The organism is Streptomyces shaanxiensis (assembly GCF_039537145.1).
In the GTDB taxonomy this organism is placed as follows: Bacteria; Actinomycetota; Actinomycetes; order Streptomycetales; family Streptomycetaceae; genus Streptomyces; species Streptomyces shaanxiensis.
Genome location: NZ_BAAAZY010000024.1, coordinates 76,178 through 92,993 on the forward strand (window position 1 = coordinate 76,178; position 16,816 = coordinate 92,993).

Annotated in this window: 17 protein-coding genes and 2 pseudogenes; 9 read left to right on the forward strand and 10 right to left on the reverse strand. The window is 71.6% G+C overall.

The features are described from left to right. Positions 1-91 precede the first annotated feature (91 nt). Positions 92-967, forward strand: a complete 876-nt coding sequence (locus tag ABD932_RS34720; protein ID WP_345019084.1) for an alpha/beta fold hydrolase — start codon at positions 92-94, stop codon at positions 965-967. Between the two features lie 26 nt (positions 968-993). On the opposite strand, the gene ABD932_RS34725 is transcribed toward ABD932_RS34720, so the two are convergent. After that, positions 994-1,443 (reverse strand): Lrp/AsnC family transcriptional regulator, encoded by a 450-nt coding sequence (locus tag ABD932_RS34725; RefSeq protein ID WP_345019086.1) that lies wholly within the window; start codon positions 1,441-1,443, stop codon positions 994-996. A gap of 121 nt (positions 1,444-1,564) precedes the next feature. On the opposite strand from ABD932_RS34725, the gene ABD932_RS34730 reads away from it, so the two are divergent. Together ABD932_RS34730 and ABD932_RS34735 are read left to right on the forward strand one after the other, a co-directional pair. Beyond that, entirely contained in the window at positions 1,565-2,254 is a 690-nt protein-coding gene (locus tag ABD932_RS34730) for a hypothetical protein (RefSeq protein ID WP_345019088.1), read from the forward strand. Between the two features lie 87 nt (positions 2,255-2,341). Continuing rightward, positions 2,342-3,181, forward strand: a complete 840-nt coding sequence (locus ABD932_RS34735; protein WP_345019090.1) for a class I SAM-dependent methyltransferase — start codon at positions 2,342-2,344, stop codon at positions 3,179-3,181. Positions 3,182-3,190: 9 nt separating this feature from the next. Here ABD932_RS34735 and ABD932_RS34740 read toward each other — a convergent pair whose 3' ends face one another. Further along, positions 3,191-4,903 (reverse strand): IlvD/Edd family dehydratase, encoded by a 1,713-nt coding sequence (locus ABD932_RS34740; protein ID WP_345019092.1) that lies wholly within the window; start codon positions 4,901-4,903, stop codon positions 3,191-3,193. Positions 4,904-5,008: 105 nt separating this feature from the next. On the opposite strand from ABD932_RS34740, the gene ABD932_RS34745 reads away from it, so the two are divergent. Further along, positions 5,009-6,052 carry a zinc-dependent alcohol dehydrogenase gene (locus tag ABD932_RS34745; RefSeq protein WP_345019094.1) on the forward strand — a complete coding sequence of 348 codons (1,044 nt, stop codon included), beginning with the start codon at positions 5,009-5,011 and terminating at the stop codon, positions 6,050-6,052. 175 nt (positions 6,053-6,227) lie between these two features. Here the strand turns inward: ABD932_RS34745 and cpt are convergent, their stop codons facing one another. Beyond that, entirely contained in the window at positions 6,228-6,761 is a 534-nt protein-coding gene (cpt, locus tag ABD932_RS34750) for a chloramphenicol phosphotransferase CPT (protein WP_345019096.1), read from the reverse strand. 76 nt (positions 6,762-6,837) lie between these two features. Then, complete coding sequence (locus ABD932_RS34755; protein WP_345019097.1) at positions 6,838-7,431, reverse strand: hypothetical protein; 594 nt, start codon at positions 7,429-7,431, stop codon at positions 6,838-6,840. A 563-nt stretch (positions 7,432-7,994) separates the two neighbouring features. Here ABD932_RS34755 and ABD932_RS34760 point away from each other — a divergent pair. The 4 genes and pseudogenes from ABD932_RS34760 to ABD932_RS34775 form a co-directional block, all read left to right on the forward strand. Next, positions 7,995-8,222, forward strand: a pseudogene (locus ABD932_RS34760) (family 43 glycosylhydrolase); the annotation flags it as partial. A 90-nt stretch (positions 8,223-8,312) separates the two neighbouring features. Further along, complete coding sequence (locus ABD932_RS34765) at positions 8,313-9,644, forward strand: cytochrome P450 (RefSeq protein WP_345019099.1); 1,332 nt, start codon at positions 8,313-8,315, stop codon at positions 9,642-9,644. An 87-nt stretch (positions 9,645-9,731) separates the two neighbouring features. Then, on the forward strand, positions 9,732-10,139 hold the full coding sequence (locus ABD932_RS34770; RefSeq protein WP_345019101.1) for a DUF6336 family protein: 408 nt from the start codon (positions 9,732-9,734) through the stop codon (positions 10,137-10,139). Positions 10,140-10,270: 131 nt separating this feature from the next. After that, positions 10,271-10,672, forward strand: coding sequence for a hypothetical protein (locus ABD932_RS34775; protein ID WP_345019103.1), 402 nt, complete (start codon positions 10,271-10,273; stop codon positions 10,670-10,672). Between the two features lie 66 nt (positions 10,673-10,738). On the opposite strand, the gene ABD932_RS34780 is transcribed toward ABD932_RS34775, so the two are convergent. The 6 genes and pseudogenes from ABD932_RS34780 to ABD932_RS34805 form a co-directional block, all read right to left on the reverse strand. After that, positions 10,739-11,965 (reverse strand): glycoside hydrolase family 88 protein, encoded by a 1,227-nt coding sequence (locus ABD932_RS34780; protein WP_345019107.1) that lies wholly within the window; start codon positions 11,963-11,965, stop codon positions 10,739-10,741. Positions 11,966-12,149: 184 nt separating this feature from the next. After that, positions 12,150-13,130, reverse strand: a complete 981-nt coding sequence (locus ABD932_RS34785; RefSeq protein WP_345019109.1) for a sugar kinase — start codon at positions 13,128-13,130, stop codon at positions 12,150-12,152. After that, entirely contained in the window at positions 13,127-14,020 is an 894-nt protein-coding gene (locus ABD932_RS34790) for an SMP-30/gluconolactonase/LRE family protein (protein ID WP_345019110.1), read from the reverse strand. Before ABD932_RS34790 ends, ABD932_RS34785 begins: the two co-directional genes overlap by 4 nt. Next, the gene (locus ABD932_RS34795) at positions 14,017-14,649 is read right to left on the reverse strand and encodes a bifunctional 4-hydroxy-2-oxoglutarate aldolase/2-dehydro-3-deoxy-phosphogluconate aldolase (protein ID WP_345019111.1); all 633 of its coding nucleotides are present in this window, start codon (positions 14,647-14,649) and stop codon (positions 14,017-14,019) included. The genes ABD932_RS34790 and ABD932_RS34795 overlap by 4 nt, the downstream gene beginning before the upstream one ends. Further along, positions 14,640-15,518, reverse strand: a complete 879-nt coding sequence (locus tag ABD932_RS34800; RefSeq protein WP_425587573.1) for a hypothetical protein — start codon at positions 15,516-15,518, stop codon at positions 14,640-14,642. Before ABD932_RS34800 ends, ABD932_RS34795 begins: the two co-directional genes overlap by 10 nt. Beyond that, positions 15,515-15,694: pseudogene (locus tag ABD932_RS34805) on the reverse strand (galactonate dehydratase); the annotation flags it as partial. The gene ABD932_RS34800 and the pseudogene ABD932_RS34805, both read right to left, overlap by 4 nt. Before the next feature lie 77 nt (positions 15,695-15,771). Between ABD932_RS34805 and mgrA the strand changes: the two are divergent. After that, positions 15,772-16,815 carry an L-glyceraldehyde 3-phosphate reductase gene (gene mgrA / locus ABD932_RS34810; protein ID WP_345019114.1) on the forward strand — a complete coding sequence of 348 codons (1,044 nt, stop codon included), beginning with the start codon at positions 15,772-15,774 and terminating at the stop codon, positions 16,813-16,815. Position 16,816 lies beyond the last annotated feature (1 nt).

A 16,816-nucleotide genomic window follows, 5' to 3' on the forward strand; every position in this document is an offset into this window, starting at 1 on the left:
TCAGTCGGACCAGCGAGCCGGGCGCAGGTTGTGCGGGTACGCGGAGAAATTCGGGTGCGAGGCATCCCTGCCCGTGACCATGATGTCGATCATGACTGTGTACGCCGACAGGCCTGTCCGGCTCGGTCGGAGTCGTATGTCCGACGGGCGGTTGCTGGGCTGGGCCGAGTGGGGGCCGTCGGACGGGGTGCCCGTCCTGTTGTGTCCGGGTGCGGCGACGAGCCGGTGGCTCGGTTTCGGCGCGGGGGTCGTCGAGGCCCTCGGCGTTCGTCTTGTCTCGGTGGATCGCCCGGGGCTGGGGGCGTCGACGCCCGCACCGGGCCGCACCTTCTCCGATTTCGCCGGTGATATGCGTGAACTCTGTGTGATGCGAGGGCTGGGGCGCCCGGCAGTGGTCGGGAACTCGCAAGGCGCGCCGTTCGCTCTCGCCTGCGCGGAGGGGGGCGTCGCCTCGGCGCTGGCTGTCGTCTCCGGCGCGGACGAGGTCGCCGCACCGGAGTTCGCGTCCGTGCTGCCGGTGGATCTGCGTGGGTTGGTCGAGCGGACCGCGCGCGATCCGGGCGGTGCCGAGGAGTTCTTCGCCGGCTTCACCGCGGATGCGATGTGGGGCATGGTCATGGCCGCGAGCCCCGCGTGCGATCTGGCCGTGTACCAGGACCCTGGCTTCGGCGCCGCGTACGGGAGGGCCTTGGCCGAGGGGTTCGTTCAGGGTGGTGCCGGCTACGCCCGCGACACGGTGCTGGCCATGGGGCGATGGCCGTTCGCCCTCGACCGGATCGCCGTCCCGGTCGACATCTGGTACGGCGAGCGGGACACCGGCCACTCCCCCGACAACGGGGCGCTGCTCGCCTCCCGTGTGCCCGGTGCTGATCGCCGTGTCGTCCCGGGGATCGGCGGCGCCCTGCTGTGGACACATGCCGAGCCGGTCCTCACTTCCCTCCTCGAGAAGGCCGCCGCCGGCGCTTGAGCGACGCGCTCCTCCCGTGGCCCTCGTCAGGGTTCCAGGACGCGGTCCGGTCCCAGCGGCACCTCGTGCAGCAGCAGTCGGCTGCGCAGTTCCCGCACCCCGAAGTCGGCCTTGAGGCGGTCGATGACCGTTTCGAACTCGCGGGCGTCGGTGCAGGCCATACGCAGTTGGTAGTCGTAGTCCCCGGTCAGCCGCATCGCACCGACGACCTGCGGCACTTGGTGCAACTGCCCCTCGAACGCCGTACGGTCCACGCCCTCGCGCAGGCGGACGTCGCTGAGCAGTTCGAGCCCTCGCCCGAGCGCCGCGAGGTTCAGCTCTGCCCGGTACCCGCGGACGATTCCGGACGCCTGGAGGCGACGTACCCGGTCGGCGACGGTGTTGGCCGACAACCGGACCTGGCGACCCAACTCCTGATAGGTCGCCCGGCCGTCGCCGAGGAGGATCGTGAGGATCTGCCGATCGATGCGGTCCATGGCACCCATGCTACAAATGCTCGGCCCTGCAGGGGAACAGCCGATTTTTCCTCGGCGAAACAGCCACCTGTGCCGAGAAGTCCGAGCCAAAATCGGCATCGTCGGTGCCAGGCTCGCAGGTATGGAAATCCTGCTCCTGCGGACCGCCCTGGCCCCCTCCCTCATCCTTCTCGTCTCCGTCGTAGCCAGGCGTTCGGGCCCGCGTCTGGGCGGGCTGTTGCTGGGCGCGCCGACTACATCGGGGCCGTTTCTGGCGCTCATGTGGCTGGACGGCGGGAGCGAGGCGGCCGCGCGGGCCGCGCACGGCAACATCGCGGCTCAACTGGCCGTCGTGTCCTTCTGTCTCGCCTACGGGCGGCTGGCGCCCGCCCTGCGTCCGGCGCGGTCACTGACAGCGGCGCTGGCCTGCGCGTCCGGCGCCGGTCTGGTCGCGGCGGTGTGCGCGAGCGTCTGGCTGACGGCGGCCCTGACCCTGGTCGTCATCTGCCTGGGGATGTGGACCTGGCCCGCTCCGGCACCCACGGAGCCGGCGCCGGGCCGTGCCCTGAGCCGGGAGATACCGGTGCGGATGGCGGTGTCCGCCACGACGGTCCTGCTCGCCGTGAGCGCCGCGGACACCCTCGGCTCCTTCACCGGCGGCATCCTCGCCGCGTTCCCGGTGCTGCTGGCCGTGACAGCTCCTTCGATCCACCGTTCGACCGGCGCGGATGCCGCCGCCGCGATGATGCGCGCCGCCCTGACCGTCGCACCGGCCACCCTCGCCTTCCTACTGGTGCTCCATACGGCCTTCGCCGCTGCCGGGACTCAGTAGCAGGGGCGTACGTCGGCACACCGACCACAGGATGCGCCGAACACAATGGAAATGCCGCGCCTGCCGGACCTCGCTAGCCTCCTCCGCATGCCCGACAACAGCACGCAGGCACCACGCGACGACAGGCCCGAGGAGTCCCGGCGGGCGCGCCTGAGCCGGACCTTCGACGAGGACGCGGAGCTGTACGACCGTGCCAGGCCCGGATATCCGCCGGGGCTGTACGACGACCTGGAGGAACTCGCGGGTGCCCGCGCGGGCAGTCGGGTCCTGGAGGTGGGTTGCGGGACGGGCCAGGCGACGGTGCCGCTGGCCGGGCGGGGCTGTCGGATCACGGCCGTCGAGGCGGGGCCGCGCATGGCCGAGGTCGCCCGCCGCAACCTGGCCGGGGCCGCGGCGGTGGAGGTGGTGACAGCGCGGTTCGAGAGCTGGCCGCTGCCGGAGGAGCCGTTCGACGCGGTCGTCTCGGCGACGGCGTTCCACTGGATCGACCCGGCGGTACGGATGGTCAGGGCCGCCGACGCGCTGCGTCCGGGTGGGGCGCTCGCCGTGGTGCGCACCCAGCATGTGTGGGGCGGCACCGAGGAGTTCTTCGTCGAGGTCCAACGCTGCTACGAACGCTTCGACCCGGACACGACGCCCGGGCTGCGGCCTCCCGCGGCCGCCGAGGTCCACGGATCGGACCATGCGCGGGAGGTGGCGCGTAGCGGCCGGTTCGGCCCGACGGTCTTCCGCCGCTACGAGAAGGACCTCACGTACACCACGTCGGAATATCTCGACGTGCTGCGGACCTACTCCGGCCACCGGGCTCTTCCGGAAGCCGCCCGGAACGGGTTGTTCGAGTGCGTCGCGGGCCTGATCGACAGGCGGTACGGCGGGCGGGTGACGAAGCGACATCTCATCGAGCTCGGGGTGTCGCGGCGACGGTGACGCCGTCCGTCAGTGGGATTCGCGGCTGACCTCGGAACCGCTGGAACCTACGAGGAAGTCGAGGTCGGCGCCGGTGTCGGCCTGGCGGACGTGGTCGACGTAGAGGCGTTCCCAGCCGCGCCGGGGGTTGGCGAAGCCGGTGAGCGTGGCCTCGTTGGGGTGTCTGCGGGCGAGTTCGTCGGCGGGCAGGTCGACGTCGATGCGGCGGGCCTCGACGTCCAGGGTGATGACGTCCCCGGTCCGGACGAGCGCCAAGGGGCCCCCGGCTGCGGCCTCGGGTGCCACGTGCAGGACGACCGTGCCGTACGCCGTGCCGCTCATCCGGCCGTCGCAGACGCGGACCATGTCGCGGACGCCCTGTTCGAGCAGCTTCTTCGGCAGGGGCATGTTCGAGACCTCGGGCATGCCCGGGTAGCCCTTGGGGCCGCAACCGCGCAGGACGAGGACGGAGTCGGCGTCGACGTCGAGTCCCGGGTCGTCGATCCGGGCGTGGAAGTCCTCGATGGAGTCGAAGACGACGGCCCTGCCGCGGTGGCGCAGTAGATGCGGTGAGGCCGCGGCCGGTTTGACGAGGGCGCCGTCGGGTGCGAGGTTGCCGCGCAGGACGGCGATGCCGCCCTCGGCGACCAGGGGTTCGGCGCGGGTGCGGATGACCTCGCCGTCCCAGATCCCGGCGTCGTCGAGCGCGTCGACCAACGGCTTGCCGGTGACGGTCAGGGCGTCGGGGTCTAGCAGGTCGCGGACCTCGCGCAGGACGGCGAGAAGGCCTCCGGCGCGGTGGAGGTCCTCCATGAGGAATCGGCCCGCGGGCTGGAGGTCGACCAGGACCGGGACACGGGAGCCGATGCGGTCGAAGTCGTCGAGGGTGAGGTCGATGCCCAGGCGGCCCGCGATGGCGAGGAGGTGGACGACGGCGTTGGTGGAGCCGCCGATGGCGGCCAGCGCGACGATCGCGTTGTGGAAGGACGCCTCGGTGAGGAAGGAGCCCGGCCGGCGGTCTGCGGCGACCATGTCCACCGCCAGGCGGCCGGTGGTGTGCGCGGCCTCCAGCAGACGGCTGTCGGGCGCCGGGGTTCCCGCCACGCCGGGGACGACCGTGCCCAGCGCCTCGGCGACCAGCGCCATGGTGGAGGCGGTGCCCATGGTGTTGCAGTGGCCGCGGCTGCGGATCATCGCCGACTCCGAGCGGGTGAACTGCTCCTGCGAGAGCGTGCCCGCGCGGACCTCCTCCGACAGCCGCCACACATCGGTGCCGCACCCCAGCGGCCTGCCCCGGAAGGTCCCGGTGAGCATCGGGCCGCCGGGCACGACCACGGCCGGCAGGTCCACGGACGCGGCGGCCATCAGCAGCGAGGGGATCGTCTTGTCGCAGCCGCCCAACAGCACGACGCCGTCGATGGGGTTGGCCCGCAGCATCTCCTCCGTGGCCATGGCGGCCATGTTGCGCCACAGCATGGCGGTGGGCCGTACCTGGGTCTCGCCGAGCGACACCACGGGCAGGTCCAGCGGGATGCCGCCCGCCTCGTACACGCCGTCACGCACCGAGGCGGCGACCTCGTCGAGGTGCGCGTTGCACGGGGTCAGGTCCGAGGCGGTGTTGGCGATGGCGATCTGCGGCCGGCCGGTGAAGGCGTCGGCCGGCACGCCCCTGCGCATCCACGCCCGGTGGATGTAGGCGTTCCGGTCCTGTCCCTCGTACCACTGTGCGCTGCGCAGCCTCACCCTGGACCTCTTCCAGCAGTCGGTACGGTGGTCTACAGTCCGGAACGCCATGGAGCATACGCAGACGTACGTCGTCTCGACAGACCACGGAAACGGCGGCCGCCGATGCGCGCGTTCGTACTGACCGCCCCCGGCGCGTACGAGGTCCAGGACCTCCCGGCGCCCGTGGCCGCACCCGGCGAGGTCGTCGTCGACGTCGAGCGGGTCGGCGTGTGCGGCACCGACATGGAGTTCTTCACCGGTGCCATGGCCTATCTCCATCAGGGGCACTCCAGGTACCCGATGCGGCCGGGCCACGAGTGGGCCGGGCGGGTGGCGGTGGTCGGTGACGGTGTCGATCCGGGGTGGATCGGCCGCCGTGTCATGGGCGACACGATGCTGGGGTGCGGCAGTTGCCGCCGCTGCCTCCGGGGCCGTCAGCATGTGTGCGAGAAGCGCCAGGAGGTCGGCATCCGCGGAGCGCGGGCCGGGGCGCTGGCGGAGCAACTCGCCGTACCGGCATCCTCGTTGCACGCCCTGCCCGACTCGGTCGACGCCGAGCTCGGCGCGCTCGTGGAGCCGGGCGGCAATGCCCTGCGCGCGGCGCGGGCGGCCGGGCTGCGTGCCGGGGACCGCGCTCTCGTCCTGGGGCCCGGGACCATCGGGTTGCTGGTCGCGCTGTTCCTGCGGGCGGCCGGCGCGGAGGTCCACCTGCTGGACCGTGCCGACAATTCGCCGGCGTTCGCCCACGCCCTGGGCTTCGAGCACGTATGGGACGAGGACTCCCTCCCGGAGCTGCCCTTCGACGCGGTCGTCGACGCCTCGAACGCGGCGCATCTGCCGTCCAGGGCAGTGGAGTTGGTCGAACCAGGGGGCCGGCTGGTGTACATCGGGCTGGCCGGCGAGCCCAGCAGGATCGACACCCGCGCGCTGGTGCTGAAGGACGTGGCGGCGGTGGGCATCCTGTCCGCCTCTCCCGGCCTGGACGCCACCATCCGGGCGTACGCGTCCGGCGAGGTCGACCCCAGGCCGCTGGTCGCGGCCACCGTGGGCCTGGATGAGGTCGGCGCGGTGCTCGCGGGTGAGCGGCCGGAGGGTGCCGGACCTGGCCCCAAGATCCATGTCGACCCTCGGTCGAATCGGACGGGCAGGCCTTCGAGGACGACTTGAAGGGTCACCGCGGGCATGACCGGCGGTTTCGTGGCTGCCGGCGTACGACGACCTGGGCGTCGTCGACGACCTCGACCTGGTCGGACGCGGTCGTTCACCCCGCCAGACGTGGTGGCGGCAGTGGTCCGCCGGCGTCGTGCCGGGTGTCGCCGGCTGATCGGGAGGCGACGACAGCTCAGCTGACGTGTGCGGAAATGGTTCGCGCGCACTCCAGGGACTCTGTGTGGGTGGTGTCCACCTCCAGGTCGTAAGAGACCCCCTGGTGCACCACGTCCGCCTGCAACGCGGCCATCCCCGGGACGCGATCGCCCCGTGCGATCTCGCGGCCTGCGGCGACCGTGCTGTCGCAGCGGACGCCCACCCACAGCACGGTCAGCCCGGCCACGGCCTTCTGCCACCGCTGCTGGGACCCCGCTCCGCCGAGGAAGACGTCGTCGATGATGATCCTGGCTCCGGCCCGGGCCATCGCGACCACGCCCTCCTGCCAGGCCGTCTGCAGGACCATGAAGTCCTTCCCGACGTTCACCCGGCCGTCCGCCGCGAACTCGATCCCGTCGTTCGACGCCTGCATCCTCGCGGGCATGGCATCGACCAGCGAGTCACATCCGAAGGCCAGCCAGGGATCCGGCAGCGCATCCTGCAGACACCGCACGATCCCGGACTTCCCCGAGCTGGAACCGCCGTTGAGAATGATCAACTGAGTCGTCACGGGGGTCACGGTAGGACGTCTCCCAGGGGGAACGTAAACGAATATTGAACGGCCGTCCTCGTGTCGTCTCTGCCGGCTAGGAGACATCCAGAGCCGCAGCCGCGGTCTGCAGGAAGCGGTGCCGCTGAGGGGCCACGTCGATCGCCTCGTCCCAGGACCCCTTGTAGAGAATTTCCTCCGCGATTCTGATCAGACGTTCCTGCATCCGAGGGTCGTCGCTCTCGCGGAATCGGCAGAGAACAGCGTCCCATTCGGCTTGCACCTCGTGCGGTATCGCCATGGCCGTGAGGTTGCTCAGGACCTGATCGGCGAGGGTGGTGACGCTTTCGGGACCGACGACCTTTATGCGGAAGGCAGCCGTGTGGAGACTGCCGCCCAGTTCCTGAACCATCCGAAAGTTGTCGTATGTGGGGGGCCGCTCGAAGTGGAACCGTCCACGGGCCAGGACGTATGCGTCCCAAGCACTGAGGAACTGTTCATAGGCTGCGGCACGTTGGTCGCGAATCCACTGTGTGCGCTCGGTGTGCGCCTGGCGAGATACCTGCTCCAGTACGGAGGCCGCGCTCTTCTCCGCCCCGATCCTGGCTCCGATGATCGCGGCCATTCCGCCTACCGAGGCTCCCAGCAGACTGACCGCCCCGGCCGCAATCGCTGCCCACCGCTCGTCCATAGGCCATTCCTGCCCGACTCGCGTCGGAGTTCACCCTGCCGGCAGGGCAAGTCGGGGCGGGGCTACCACCGCGCCCGGTTGTGCGGCGGCAGCCCGCGCCCTCAGCGCCTGAAGTCCGCACCGACCGCCGCGGCGACGACCCGGTCGCGTTCCGCCCGCGTGAGGAGCCCCTCGGACAGCCAACCGTCGGCGAGGGCGCGTACCGATTGGACGAAGTGGGCGGAGGTGTCGAAGGGGCCTGGTTCCAGAGGGCGTCGAGGAAGGTCAGGCCGTCGCCGCGGGGGTGGTTCGGTACGCCGGAGTCGGTTGTGCTGAAGACGATGAAGGGTTCGGAGCGCTTGAAGTAGGCGTGGTAGCGGGTGTCGTCCGCGATGTGGAACGGGGCCAGGGTGAGACCGTGTGCCGTGAAGTGGAGCGGGCGGCCCTCGGGGGCGATCGCGTCGGCCAGATCGCCGCGGAGCGTGAAGTCCTTGTAGAAGGAGAACGCGCGGAAGTCCGGGTCGGGGGTGCGGGCGACCAGGAGGACCGGGCCGTAGAACAGTGACTGGACGGTGGGATCGTCCAGGGCCCTTTCGAACGGCGTATACGGCCCCGGCCACAACGGCTTCTTCAAGTCACCGGACGGAACCGAGGACTGGATGGTCTATCACGCCAACAGCTCCGCGAGCGGCGGCTGCGACATGAACCGCTCCACCAGGGCGCAGAAGTTCACATGGAACGCCGACGGCACGCCAAACTTCGGTACGCCGGTGGCGCTGGGTGTCCCGCTGACCGCGCCGTCCGGAGAGTAGCCGGACGAGTGGGACCCGGGTCATTCCGGAGAGTGACAGAGCCCAAGCGGACGGCGACCAACTGGCGCCTGCTCCCGTACAGTTCGCGGCATGGACGCCGAAGCCAGTCTCGACTCACTCCCGCAGGTGCCCGGAACCGAGCGACCGGTCCCCACCGTCGATCCCGAACTCGTGAAGCGGTGGCATTCGGAGGGAGGCGAACTGGTCGAACTGCTGTCCCAGGTGCGGGAGCGGGCCGGCGGCGTCGCCGGGGTCCGTCTCGGGCCGGCCCTCACCGTTCTCGTCACCGACCCGCAGGCGGTCCAGCATGTGCTCGCCCTCCGGCCGGACCGGTACGTCAAGCGCTCCCACCGCGCCCGTCTGCTGATCGGCGACGGTCTCCTGGCCGCCACCGGTGAGGCGTGGAAGCGGCAACGCCGCTTGCTGCAGTCCCAGTTCACCGGCACCGGGATGCGCCGCTACGAACATCGGATCACCCAGGCGGCCCGGACCACCGCCGAGCGCTGGGAGGCGTACGCCCGTACCGGACAGAGCCTCGATGTGGGGAAGGAGATGCACCGCTTCGCCCTGGACACCATCTGGCGCTCCCTCACCGGGCACCCCCTCGACGACGAGACCGCACACGAGTTGGAGGCCGTGGAAGCAGTGGGGGCCGCCCTGCCGACGCTGCCCGCGGATGCCGACAAGGCGCGGGACGCGGTCGCGGCCGATCTTGCCAGGATCGACGCGGTCGCCCTGCGCGCCATCGAGGCCGTCCGCGGCGGGGATGCCGGACCCGACGGCCCCGGCCTGCTGCACATCCTGACCGACGCCGCCACCGAACGCCCCGAGTACACCGACCAGTTGATCCGCGACGAGCTGGTCACGCTGCTCGCGGCCGGGCACGAGACGACGGCCACCACCCTGACCTGGCTCTACCTGCTGCTCGACCAGCACCCCGCCGCCCGCGAGGCGGCGCTGGCCGCCGGCGACGCGGGCTCGGAGGAACGCCGCCGGGCCGTCCAGGCCCTCGTCCACGAGACGCTCCGCCTCTACCCGGCCGCCTGGCTCCTGCCCCGCCACGCCGCCGAGGACGACACCCTCGTCGGCCACACCGTCGAAGCGGGCACCGACCTCCTGGTCTGCCCGTACCTCACGCACCGCGATCCGCGGCTGTGGCCGGACCCGGAGCGCTTCGACCCGCAGCGCTTCCTCACCCCGGGCGGCCGCCCCACCCATCCGGGCGCCTACCTCCCCTTCGGCATCGGTCCCCGCGCCTGCCTGGGTCTGCAGTTCGCACTCCGCGAGTCGACCATCCTGCTCGAACACCTGCTGCCGGCCCACACCGTGGCGTTCTCCGCCACGCCCACGAAGGCGCAGTACGGCATCACAGTCCGCCCGGACGGTCCCACGCCGGCGACCTTGGAGCCTGCGCTCGTCTGAAGGCGGTCCGTGCAGGGCCGAGGCCAGGCGCGGTGCGGCGCTGTCCCCCTGCTCCTGGCCCTGTCGGCGCTCGGGTACGGTGCCGCCATGGAGTTGGACGAAGACGGGGTGCGCCTGCCGCGGCTGCGGATGCGCGATGTGCTGGCGCGTGGGGTGCTGTTCGGTCTGGGGGCGGTCGTCCTGGTCGCCGTCGTCGCCTTGTTCGTCCCCCGCCACAGCGCACGCCTGGAGTTCCTCGCCGTCGCCGGCGGGCTGTCCGGCGTGGGCGCCCTCGTCTTCCTCCTGACCGGCTTCGCCTTCTGGGGAGCCTGCGCCGGCGACGTGCGGCGCTTCCGTGACTGGCGGACCATCACCGGCCAGACCGAAGCCGTCACCGTCTTCGCCCCGTTCAGCCTGCGCGTCGGCGCCATGGCGGCCGTCCTGGCGCCTGCAGCGATCGGCCTGTACACCGTGGTCGACGCAGCCGCCTACGACAGCTGGCTGCACAGCCACTGATCGCCTGGCGACGTCAGAGTGCGCCACTTCCGTTCGGTCCCGCAGCCGGGACCGGTCCCGCGTGGGCGGCGGTAGTAGTGACACGTTGCACCGTCAACTGATCACGCACTCACTCTCCTCCGGGGGCGCGCATGCCGGTCAACGCCATGCCATTCCGCATAGCCGCAGGTCAGGAGCCTTCCAGCCCCGCTCAGTGGATGCTCGTCGTCGCGATCATTCTCTTGGGGCTCTGCTGTGTCCTGGTGTTCATAGGAGGGATGGGCTTTGGATGCCTCGGCGTCGTCACAGCCGCACTTGTGCTTCCGCTCGGCCTTTACGTGGCCACTTCTCTGGGCGCCGGTGAGTTGACGGCCGGGCTGGTTGGTGCGCTCGTCGCGGAAGTCGCATTCCTGGCTTCGAGCCTGACTCTTGCCGGCGTACTCGGTCGTCGGAAGTACCGAGCGCACCAGGCCAAGTTGAACGAATGGAATCAAATTCGCAGTCGGCCACGATCGGTTGCGGAGATGCGGGACTACTGGGACAGAGGGGAGTGAGCTGCGGTCGGCCATGCCTTCCCACGCGGGCCGACCGAGTCCGACCGGCCCGCCTGTCACGGAAGTTCAGACGGTGGACAGGTCGATCGCCCGGTCGACGTCCTGTGGCTGGAGCACGCGCAGGATGCCTTCCAGAAGGTAGTAGTCGGCGTACGGGAGGGAGATCTCGACCCCGTCCTCGCTCGGCCGGTTGCGGGTGCAGCGGGCCACGGCCGCGTCCGCGCGGCTCGAGTTCCTCGTCAGGCAGGTCTCCGACAGTGCGGTGAGCAGCCTCAGCGCCACCTCGCGGTATGCGTGGCGGCCGGTGGCCACGGACAGGTCGAGCAGGCCGCACGCCATGATCGCTCCGGCCGAGGCGTCCTTGATGTCGTACGGCTGTTGCGGGGCGCGGTAGTCCCACACGGGTACGTGGTCCGGGGTGAGCGCGCCCACCGCGAAATCCGCGAGGCTGCGGGCGGTGGCCAGGAACTCGGGGCTCTTGGTGCGCCGGTACATCGTGGTGAATCCGTACAGGCCCCATGCCTGGCCGCGCGACCAGCACGACGTGGGGCTGTACCCCTGCACGGTGTTCGGGCCGATCGGGGCGCCACTGGCCGGGTCGAAGTCGTACACGTGCGGGGTCGATCCGTCCGGGCGGGGGAAGACGCGCCGGGTCGTTCTCGCGTGCTCCACGGCGATGTTCAGGTACTTGTCGTCGCCGGTCTGGCTGCTCGCGAACGCCAGCAGGTCGAGGTTCATCATCGTGTCGATGATGACCCGGCCGGCGTTGCGCTCGTCGTTCAGCGCGCCCCACGCCCTGATGAAGCGTCCGCGCGGGTTGTACCGCTGAATCAGGGAGGCGGCCGCCCGCAGGGCTCCGGTCCGCCATGCGTCGTCGCCCGTCAGCCGCCAGGCCGTGACCCATGACGGGTAGAAGAGGAAGCCGAGGTCGTGCGTGCCGGTGTCGTACTGGCGAGGGGCCAGTTTCTCGGCGGACGCCAGGGCCCACCCGCGGAAGTCGTCGTCCTTGCTGTGGAGCCATGCCATCCACAGCGTGCCCGGCCAGAACCCGCCGACCCAGTCGCCGTTCTGCGAGTAGACCCACTTCTCGAACTTCGTGCCGACGGGGAAAGCGGTCACGGACGGTGCGACGGTACGGACCTTCTCGACGGCGTAGTCGGCCGCCGCGCGGAGCTTGTGCAAGGTCGGTGCCGGTGGTCTGCCGACGGTCGTAGCCGCGGCCGGTGTCGACGCGGCGCCAACCGCCGCGACACCGGCCGCCGAAGCCAGCACAGTACGCCGGGAAACACTCATGCTGGTCCCTCCAACTGGTCATCGGGGGAAAGGAGTTGACCGAGCCTTGCACGGCGGGCACATCGCTGTACACCCACGTGAGCAATGTTCATGTACGTGAACCCCTGCAGCACGTGCCGGTTCTGGACGAGCCCTTCGGCACCGTCCCGGACGGTCTCGCCGAGCCAGTGCTGTATCGGAGGAGCTACCGTCCCCGCCCGGCCCACTCCCGCGCCGAGAGAACCAGCAGCGCCTCCGTCTGCCGCGGGTCGGGCAGGGGGCCGTGGTCTCCTGTGACCCGGAGGGCGGAGGCTGCGGTGATGTGGCCCAGGCGCAGGGCCTGGGTCGTGGTCGTGCCCCGTAGCAGGCCCGCGAGGAAACCGGCCGCGAAGGCGTCGCCGGCGCCGACGGCTTCCACCACGGTCACGCGCGGCGTCGGCACGGTGTGGGCGCCCTCCTCGGTGAACGCCGTCGCGTCGTTCGCGCCGTCCTTGACGACGAGGATGTGGGGACGCGGCAGAAGTGCCCGCACGTCTTCCGGCGTCAGCTTCTCGCCCCACAGCGCCTGTGCCTCGTCCAGTCCGACGAAGACGATGTCGGCCCGGTCGGCCAGCTCGCGCAGCACGGCCGGGGCGAAACCGTCGGGCCACAGGGCGGCGCGGTGGTTGACGTCGAAGCTCACCGCGTACGGTCGTGCGCCGGGCTCGGCGGCGAGCGCACGGATGACCAGCTGACGGCACGAGTCGGACAGGGCCGGGGTGATGCCGGTCAGATGCAGCAGCGCGGCTGTGCGCACGGGCGGGCCGTCCAGCACCTCGGGGCCGAGGGCCGAGGCCGCCGAGCCGCGCCGGTAGTAGTGCACGCGTGTTCCGGCCGGGCCCGGGTCCTTGACCAGCAGGCCGGTCGGGCGGTGGGGGTCGGTGCGCACATGCGACACATCGACTCCTGAGGCGGCCACGGTCGCGCGTACCCGGTGCCCCAGAGGGTCGTCGCCGAGCGCGGAGAGCCAGGCGACGGGGACACCGTGGTCGGCGAGGTACATGGCGACGTTCGACTCGGCTCCCGCCACCGACAACCGCAGCTCGGCCGCGTCCAGCAGAGGGCTCGGCGGATCGGGGGCCAGCGCCGCCATGGTCTCGCCGATGCAGACGACGGGGCCGGTTGCGGGGCGCCACGGGCCGGTCATGCCTGGCTCCCGGTGGCCGAAGGAAGCCGGGCGGCGTCGACCCGGCAGGCGGGCGTCGGGGTGCCGGGCACGTCCACGCGCACGCTGAACAGGGCGCCGTCGTCGTCACCCGGTACGGCCAGGCCCACGCGGGCCGTTGTGATGTGCGGGACGTCCCGGGCGAGGCACACGCCGGCCGGCTGCCGCGCCGGCAGCCGCAGCGTACGGTCGAGCGTGCCGTCCAGCAGGTGGCGGCGCACGGCGCCGGAGCCCCAGACGGCGATCCACACGGCGCCTTCGACGTCGACCACCATGCCGTCGGGACTGCCCTCACGGACCGTCAGGAACTCCTCCGGTGTGCCGAGGTCGGCCGTCACCGGGTCCACCGGGTAGCGCCGGACGACGCCCCGAGCGCTGTCGGCGAGGTACATGACGCTGCCGTCGGGAGTGAACGCCGGTCCGTTGGGCACGGTGATGCCCTCCAGGACCCGGACGACCGTGCCGTCCCGGTCGAGCCGGTACAGCGAACCGGCGGCCTCGTCGGCGTCGTACGCCATGCTCCCGGCCCAGAACCGGCCGAACGGGTCGGCGACGGCGTCGTTCATGCGCATGGGTGTCCCGGTGTTCTCCTCCGGGCGTGCCAGCCAGTCGACCGTGCCGTCGGGGTACAGCAGGCAGCGGCCGGTGCCCGCGGCGGCGATCCAGGCGCCGTGGTGACCGGCCACGGGTGCCACGGCGCCCAGGGGGACGGGGAGTTGGGCCACGATGTGCAGGGGGGCCGTGGGATCGTTCGGGGCCGTCAGCAGACCTCCGGCGAGGATGTCGACGAGGACGACGCCCGTGCCGGTCCAGCGGATGCCCTCGCCCAGTTCGAGACGGTCGGGGCGGGTGGGCCGCGGGGCCGCGGTCACGGGGCCGTCTCTTCCACGACCTTGCGGAAGGCGCGGGCGCGTTCCCTCAGCGCGGTGAGGCTGCCGCCGTCGGCGGCGTCGCCGACAAGGGGTGAGCCGACGCCGACCGCGAGGGCCCCGGCCGCGAGACAGGCGCGGGCGACGGCCTCGTCGACCCCGCCCACCGGGACGAACGACGCCTCGGGGAACGGGCCGCGCAGGGCCTTCAGATAGGCCGCTCCCCCGGCCTGGCCGATCGGGAAGATCTTCAGCGCGGCCACTCCCATGGCCTGGGCGGCGATGACCTCGGTCGGGGTCAGCACGCCCGCGAGGACGGGCATGCCCAGCTGCTGTGCCGCGCCGACGCCGTCGCCCAGTCCCGGGGTGACCGCGAAGTCGGCTCCCGCTCGGTGTGCGGCGCGGGCGTCCTCGGCGGTCAGGACGGTGCCCGCGCCGAGGGGGCGGTCGGGGCCGAGGACGTGCCGGGCGCGTTCGATGACGGAGAGGGCGTCCCTGCCGGACAGCGAGACCTCGACCAGTTCGACGCCCTCCTCGACCAGGGTCAACACGGTGTGCAGCGCGGCGTCGGCGTCGTCGCCCCGCACGATGGCGACCAGGCGGTGCGTGGCCAGCGCGGCGGTCAGGTCCACGGACAGTGCTCCTTGTGGGTGGGAGGCGAGGGGCATCGGCAGGCCGCGGTCAGCGTAAGGCGCCGGCGGAGCTCGCCCGATGCCGGTACGCGGGCCGCTTCCGCGGGACCCGCGCCGGCGAGGTCGAAGACGCGGCCGAGCATGGGCTCCACGCCCGTGCTCCGGGAGGGGTGCGGCTGGGGGTAGCCGGCGAGGTTGCGCCACGGGGCGATGGACACGGGCCGGCTTTCCGCCCCTCCGTTCGCCTCTCCGTCCGCCCGTAGTTCCAGGGCCAGTCGGTCGTGGCCGTCGTGGACGCAGCCCAGCGGTGTCTCGACGACGGCTCCGACCGCCGTGCCGTCGTCGGGGCCGAGCCGGTCGAGGGGCAGTCCGTGGGGTGTCGGCCATCGGCCGGTGATCCAGGGTGCGCCGGCGGGCCAGGTCTCGCCGAGCAGCGGGGCGGCCTCGGGGAAGAGGCGGGCGCTCGCGCCGGCGGGCATGTGCAGGGACGCCTGCCGGGAGAGGTCCAGCAGGGCGTGCGCCGCCCAGATGAAGCGGAAGCCGGGCTGTGCGGTGAGGGTGTAGTCGACGTGGGCGCCGTCGGCCGTGGCGCGGATGGACCGGGCGAGGGCGAAGGAATCGCCCTGTACGTGTTCGGTGTCGCCGGTCCGGGTCCACGGGCGCGACCAGGCGTCTCCGTGGTCGGGAAGGCCGCGGACGGTGGGGATGCACTCCTCCAGTCCACCCGCGTCGACGAACGCGTCGCCCGGTGCCACCTTGTCGCGTTCCGGCACCGGGCGGTGCCAGAGCCATTCGCGGCCGGGAGAGCGCAGGGACGTCCAACGGCCGCCGTGCGCGGGGTCGGTGGTGATGGCCGGCACGGCCGTCACCACTCGGCGAACGAGTCGTCGGCGTGCCGCCAGACCGGGTTGCGCCAGGCGTGTCCGGTGCCGTCGGCGGCACGTACGGCCGCCTCGTCGACGGTGATGCCCAGGCCGGGGGCGTCGTTGCGGGGTGCGTGTCCGTCGACGAAGCGGAACGGGGCGGGGTCGGCGAGGTAGGAGAGATTACTAATTTAAAGAAACATGGGCTCGCCATCGACCGCTTCCCTGCTGCGGCCGCACCGGGTGGAACGATGCCCCGATGACCCACCTCGCGGATCCCGACCGCTACAACGGCACCATGCTCTACCGGCGCACCGGACGCTCAGGACTCGACCTCCCCCTGCTGTCCCTGGGGTACTGGCACAACTTCGGTGACGACCGCCCCTTCGAGAGCCAGCGCGAGATCGCAGTGCGCGCGTTCGACCTGGGGATCACCCACCACGACCTCGCCAACAACTACGGCCCGCCCTACGGCGCCGCGGAGATCAACTTCGGTCGCCTGCTGAAGCAGGACCTCGCGCCGTACCGGGACGAGCTGGTGATCTCCACCAAGGCGGGCTGGGACATGTGGCCCGGCCCATACGGCCAGGGCGGCGGCTCCCGCAAGTACGTGCTCGCCTCGCTCGACCAGTCGCTGCGGCGGACGGGACTGGAGTACGTGGACATCTTCTACTCCCACCGCCTCGACGCCGGCACCCCGCTGGAGGAGACGATGGGCGCGCTCGACACGGCCGTACGCCAGGGCAAGGCCCTGTACGTCGGCATCTCCTCGTACGACGCGGAGCGCACCCGGCAGGCGGCCGCCATCCTCCGCGAGCTGGGCACACCGCTGCTCATCCACCAGCCGTCGTACAGCATGCTCAACCGCTGGATCGAGACCGAGGGGCTGCTCGACACCGCCGAACAGGAGGGGTTCGGGGTCATCGGCTTCACGGCGCTCGCGCAGGGGCTGCTGACCGGGCGCTACCTCGACGGTGTCCCCGCGGACTCCCGGGCCACGCAGGGCAAGTCGTTCGACGAGACATGGCTCTCGGGCGACATGCTGCGCAGGCTCCGCGCGCTCAACGACATCGCGGCCCGGCGCGACCAGACCCTCGCCCAGATGGCGCTCGCCTGGGCCCTCCGCGACCGGCGGGTGACTTCGCTGGTGATCGGCGCCTCCCGTGCCGAGCAACTGGAGCAGAACGTCGCCGCGTTGGAGAACCTCGACTTCGCGGCCGAGGAACTGGCCGAGATCGACAAGTACGCCACCGAGGGCGGCGTCGACCTGTGGCGGGACGCCCGCACCGGCAACCTCGACTGAG

Bases quoted from the DNA above. Each gene is read 5' to 3' on its own strand.
- ABD932_RS34720 (WP_345019084.1), top strand. From the start codon at position 92: ATGACTGTGTACGCCGACAGGCCTGTCCGGCTCGGTCGGAGTCGTATG.
- ABD932_RS34725 (WP_345019086.1), bottom strand. From the start codon at position 1,443: ATGGACCGCATCGATCGGCAGATCCTCACGATCCTCCTCGGCGACGGC.
- ABD932_RS34730 (WP_345019088.1), top strand. From the start codon at position 1,565: ATGGAAATCCTGCTCCTGCGGACCGCCCTGGCCCCCTCCCTCATCCTT.
- ABD932_RS34735 (WP_345019090.1), top strand. From the start codon at position 2,342: ATGCCCGACAACAGCACGCAGGCACCACGCGACGACAGGCCCGAGGAG.
- ABD932_RS34745 (WP_345019094.1), top strand. From the start codon at position 5,009: ATGCGCGCGTTCGTACTGACCGCCCCCGGCGCGTACGAGGTCCAGGAC.
- ABD932_RS34755 (WP_345019097.1), bottom strand. From the start codon at position 7,431: ATGGACGAGCGGTGGGCAGCGATTGCGGCCGGGGCGGTCAGTCTGCTG.
- ABD932_RS34765 (WP_345019099.1), top strand. From the start codon at position 8,313: ATGGACGCCGAAGCCAGTCTCGACTCACTCCCGCAGGTGCCCGGAACC.
- ABD932_RS34770 (WP_345019101.1), top strand. From the start codon at position 9,732: ATGGAGTTGGACGAAGACGGGGTGCGCCTGCCGCGGCTGCGGATGCGC.
- ABD932_RS34775 (WP_345019103.1), top strand. From the start codon at position 10,271: ATGCCGGTCAACGCCATGCCATTCCGCATAGCCGCAGGTCAGGAGCCT.
- ABD932_RS34780 (WP_345019107.1), bottom strand. From the start codon at position 11,965: ATGAGTGTTTCCCGGCGTACTGTGCTGGCTTCGGCGGCCGGTGTCGCG.
- ABD932_RS34785 (WP_345019109.1), bottom strand. From the start codon at position 13,130: ATGACCGGCCCGTGGCGCCCCGCAACCGGCCCCGTCGTCTGCATCGGC.
- mgrA (WP_345019114.1), top strand. From the start codon at position 15,772: ATGACCCACCTCGCGGATCCCGACCGCTACAACGGCACCATGCTCTAC.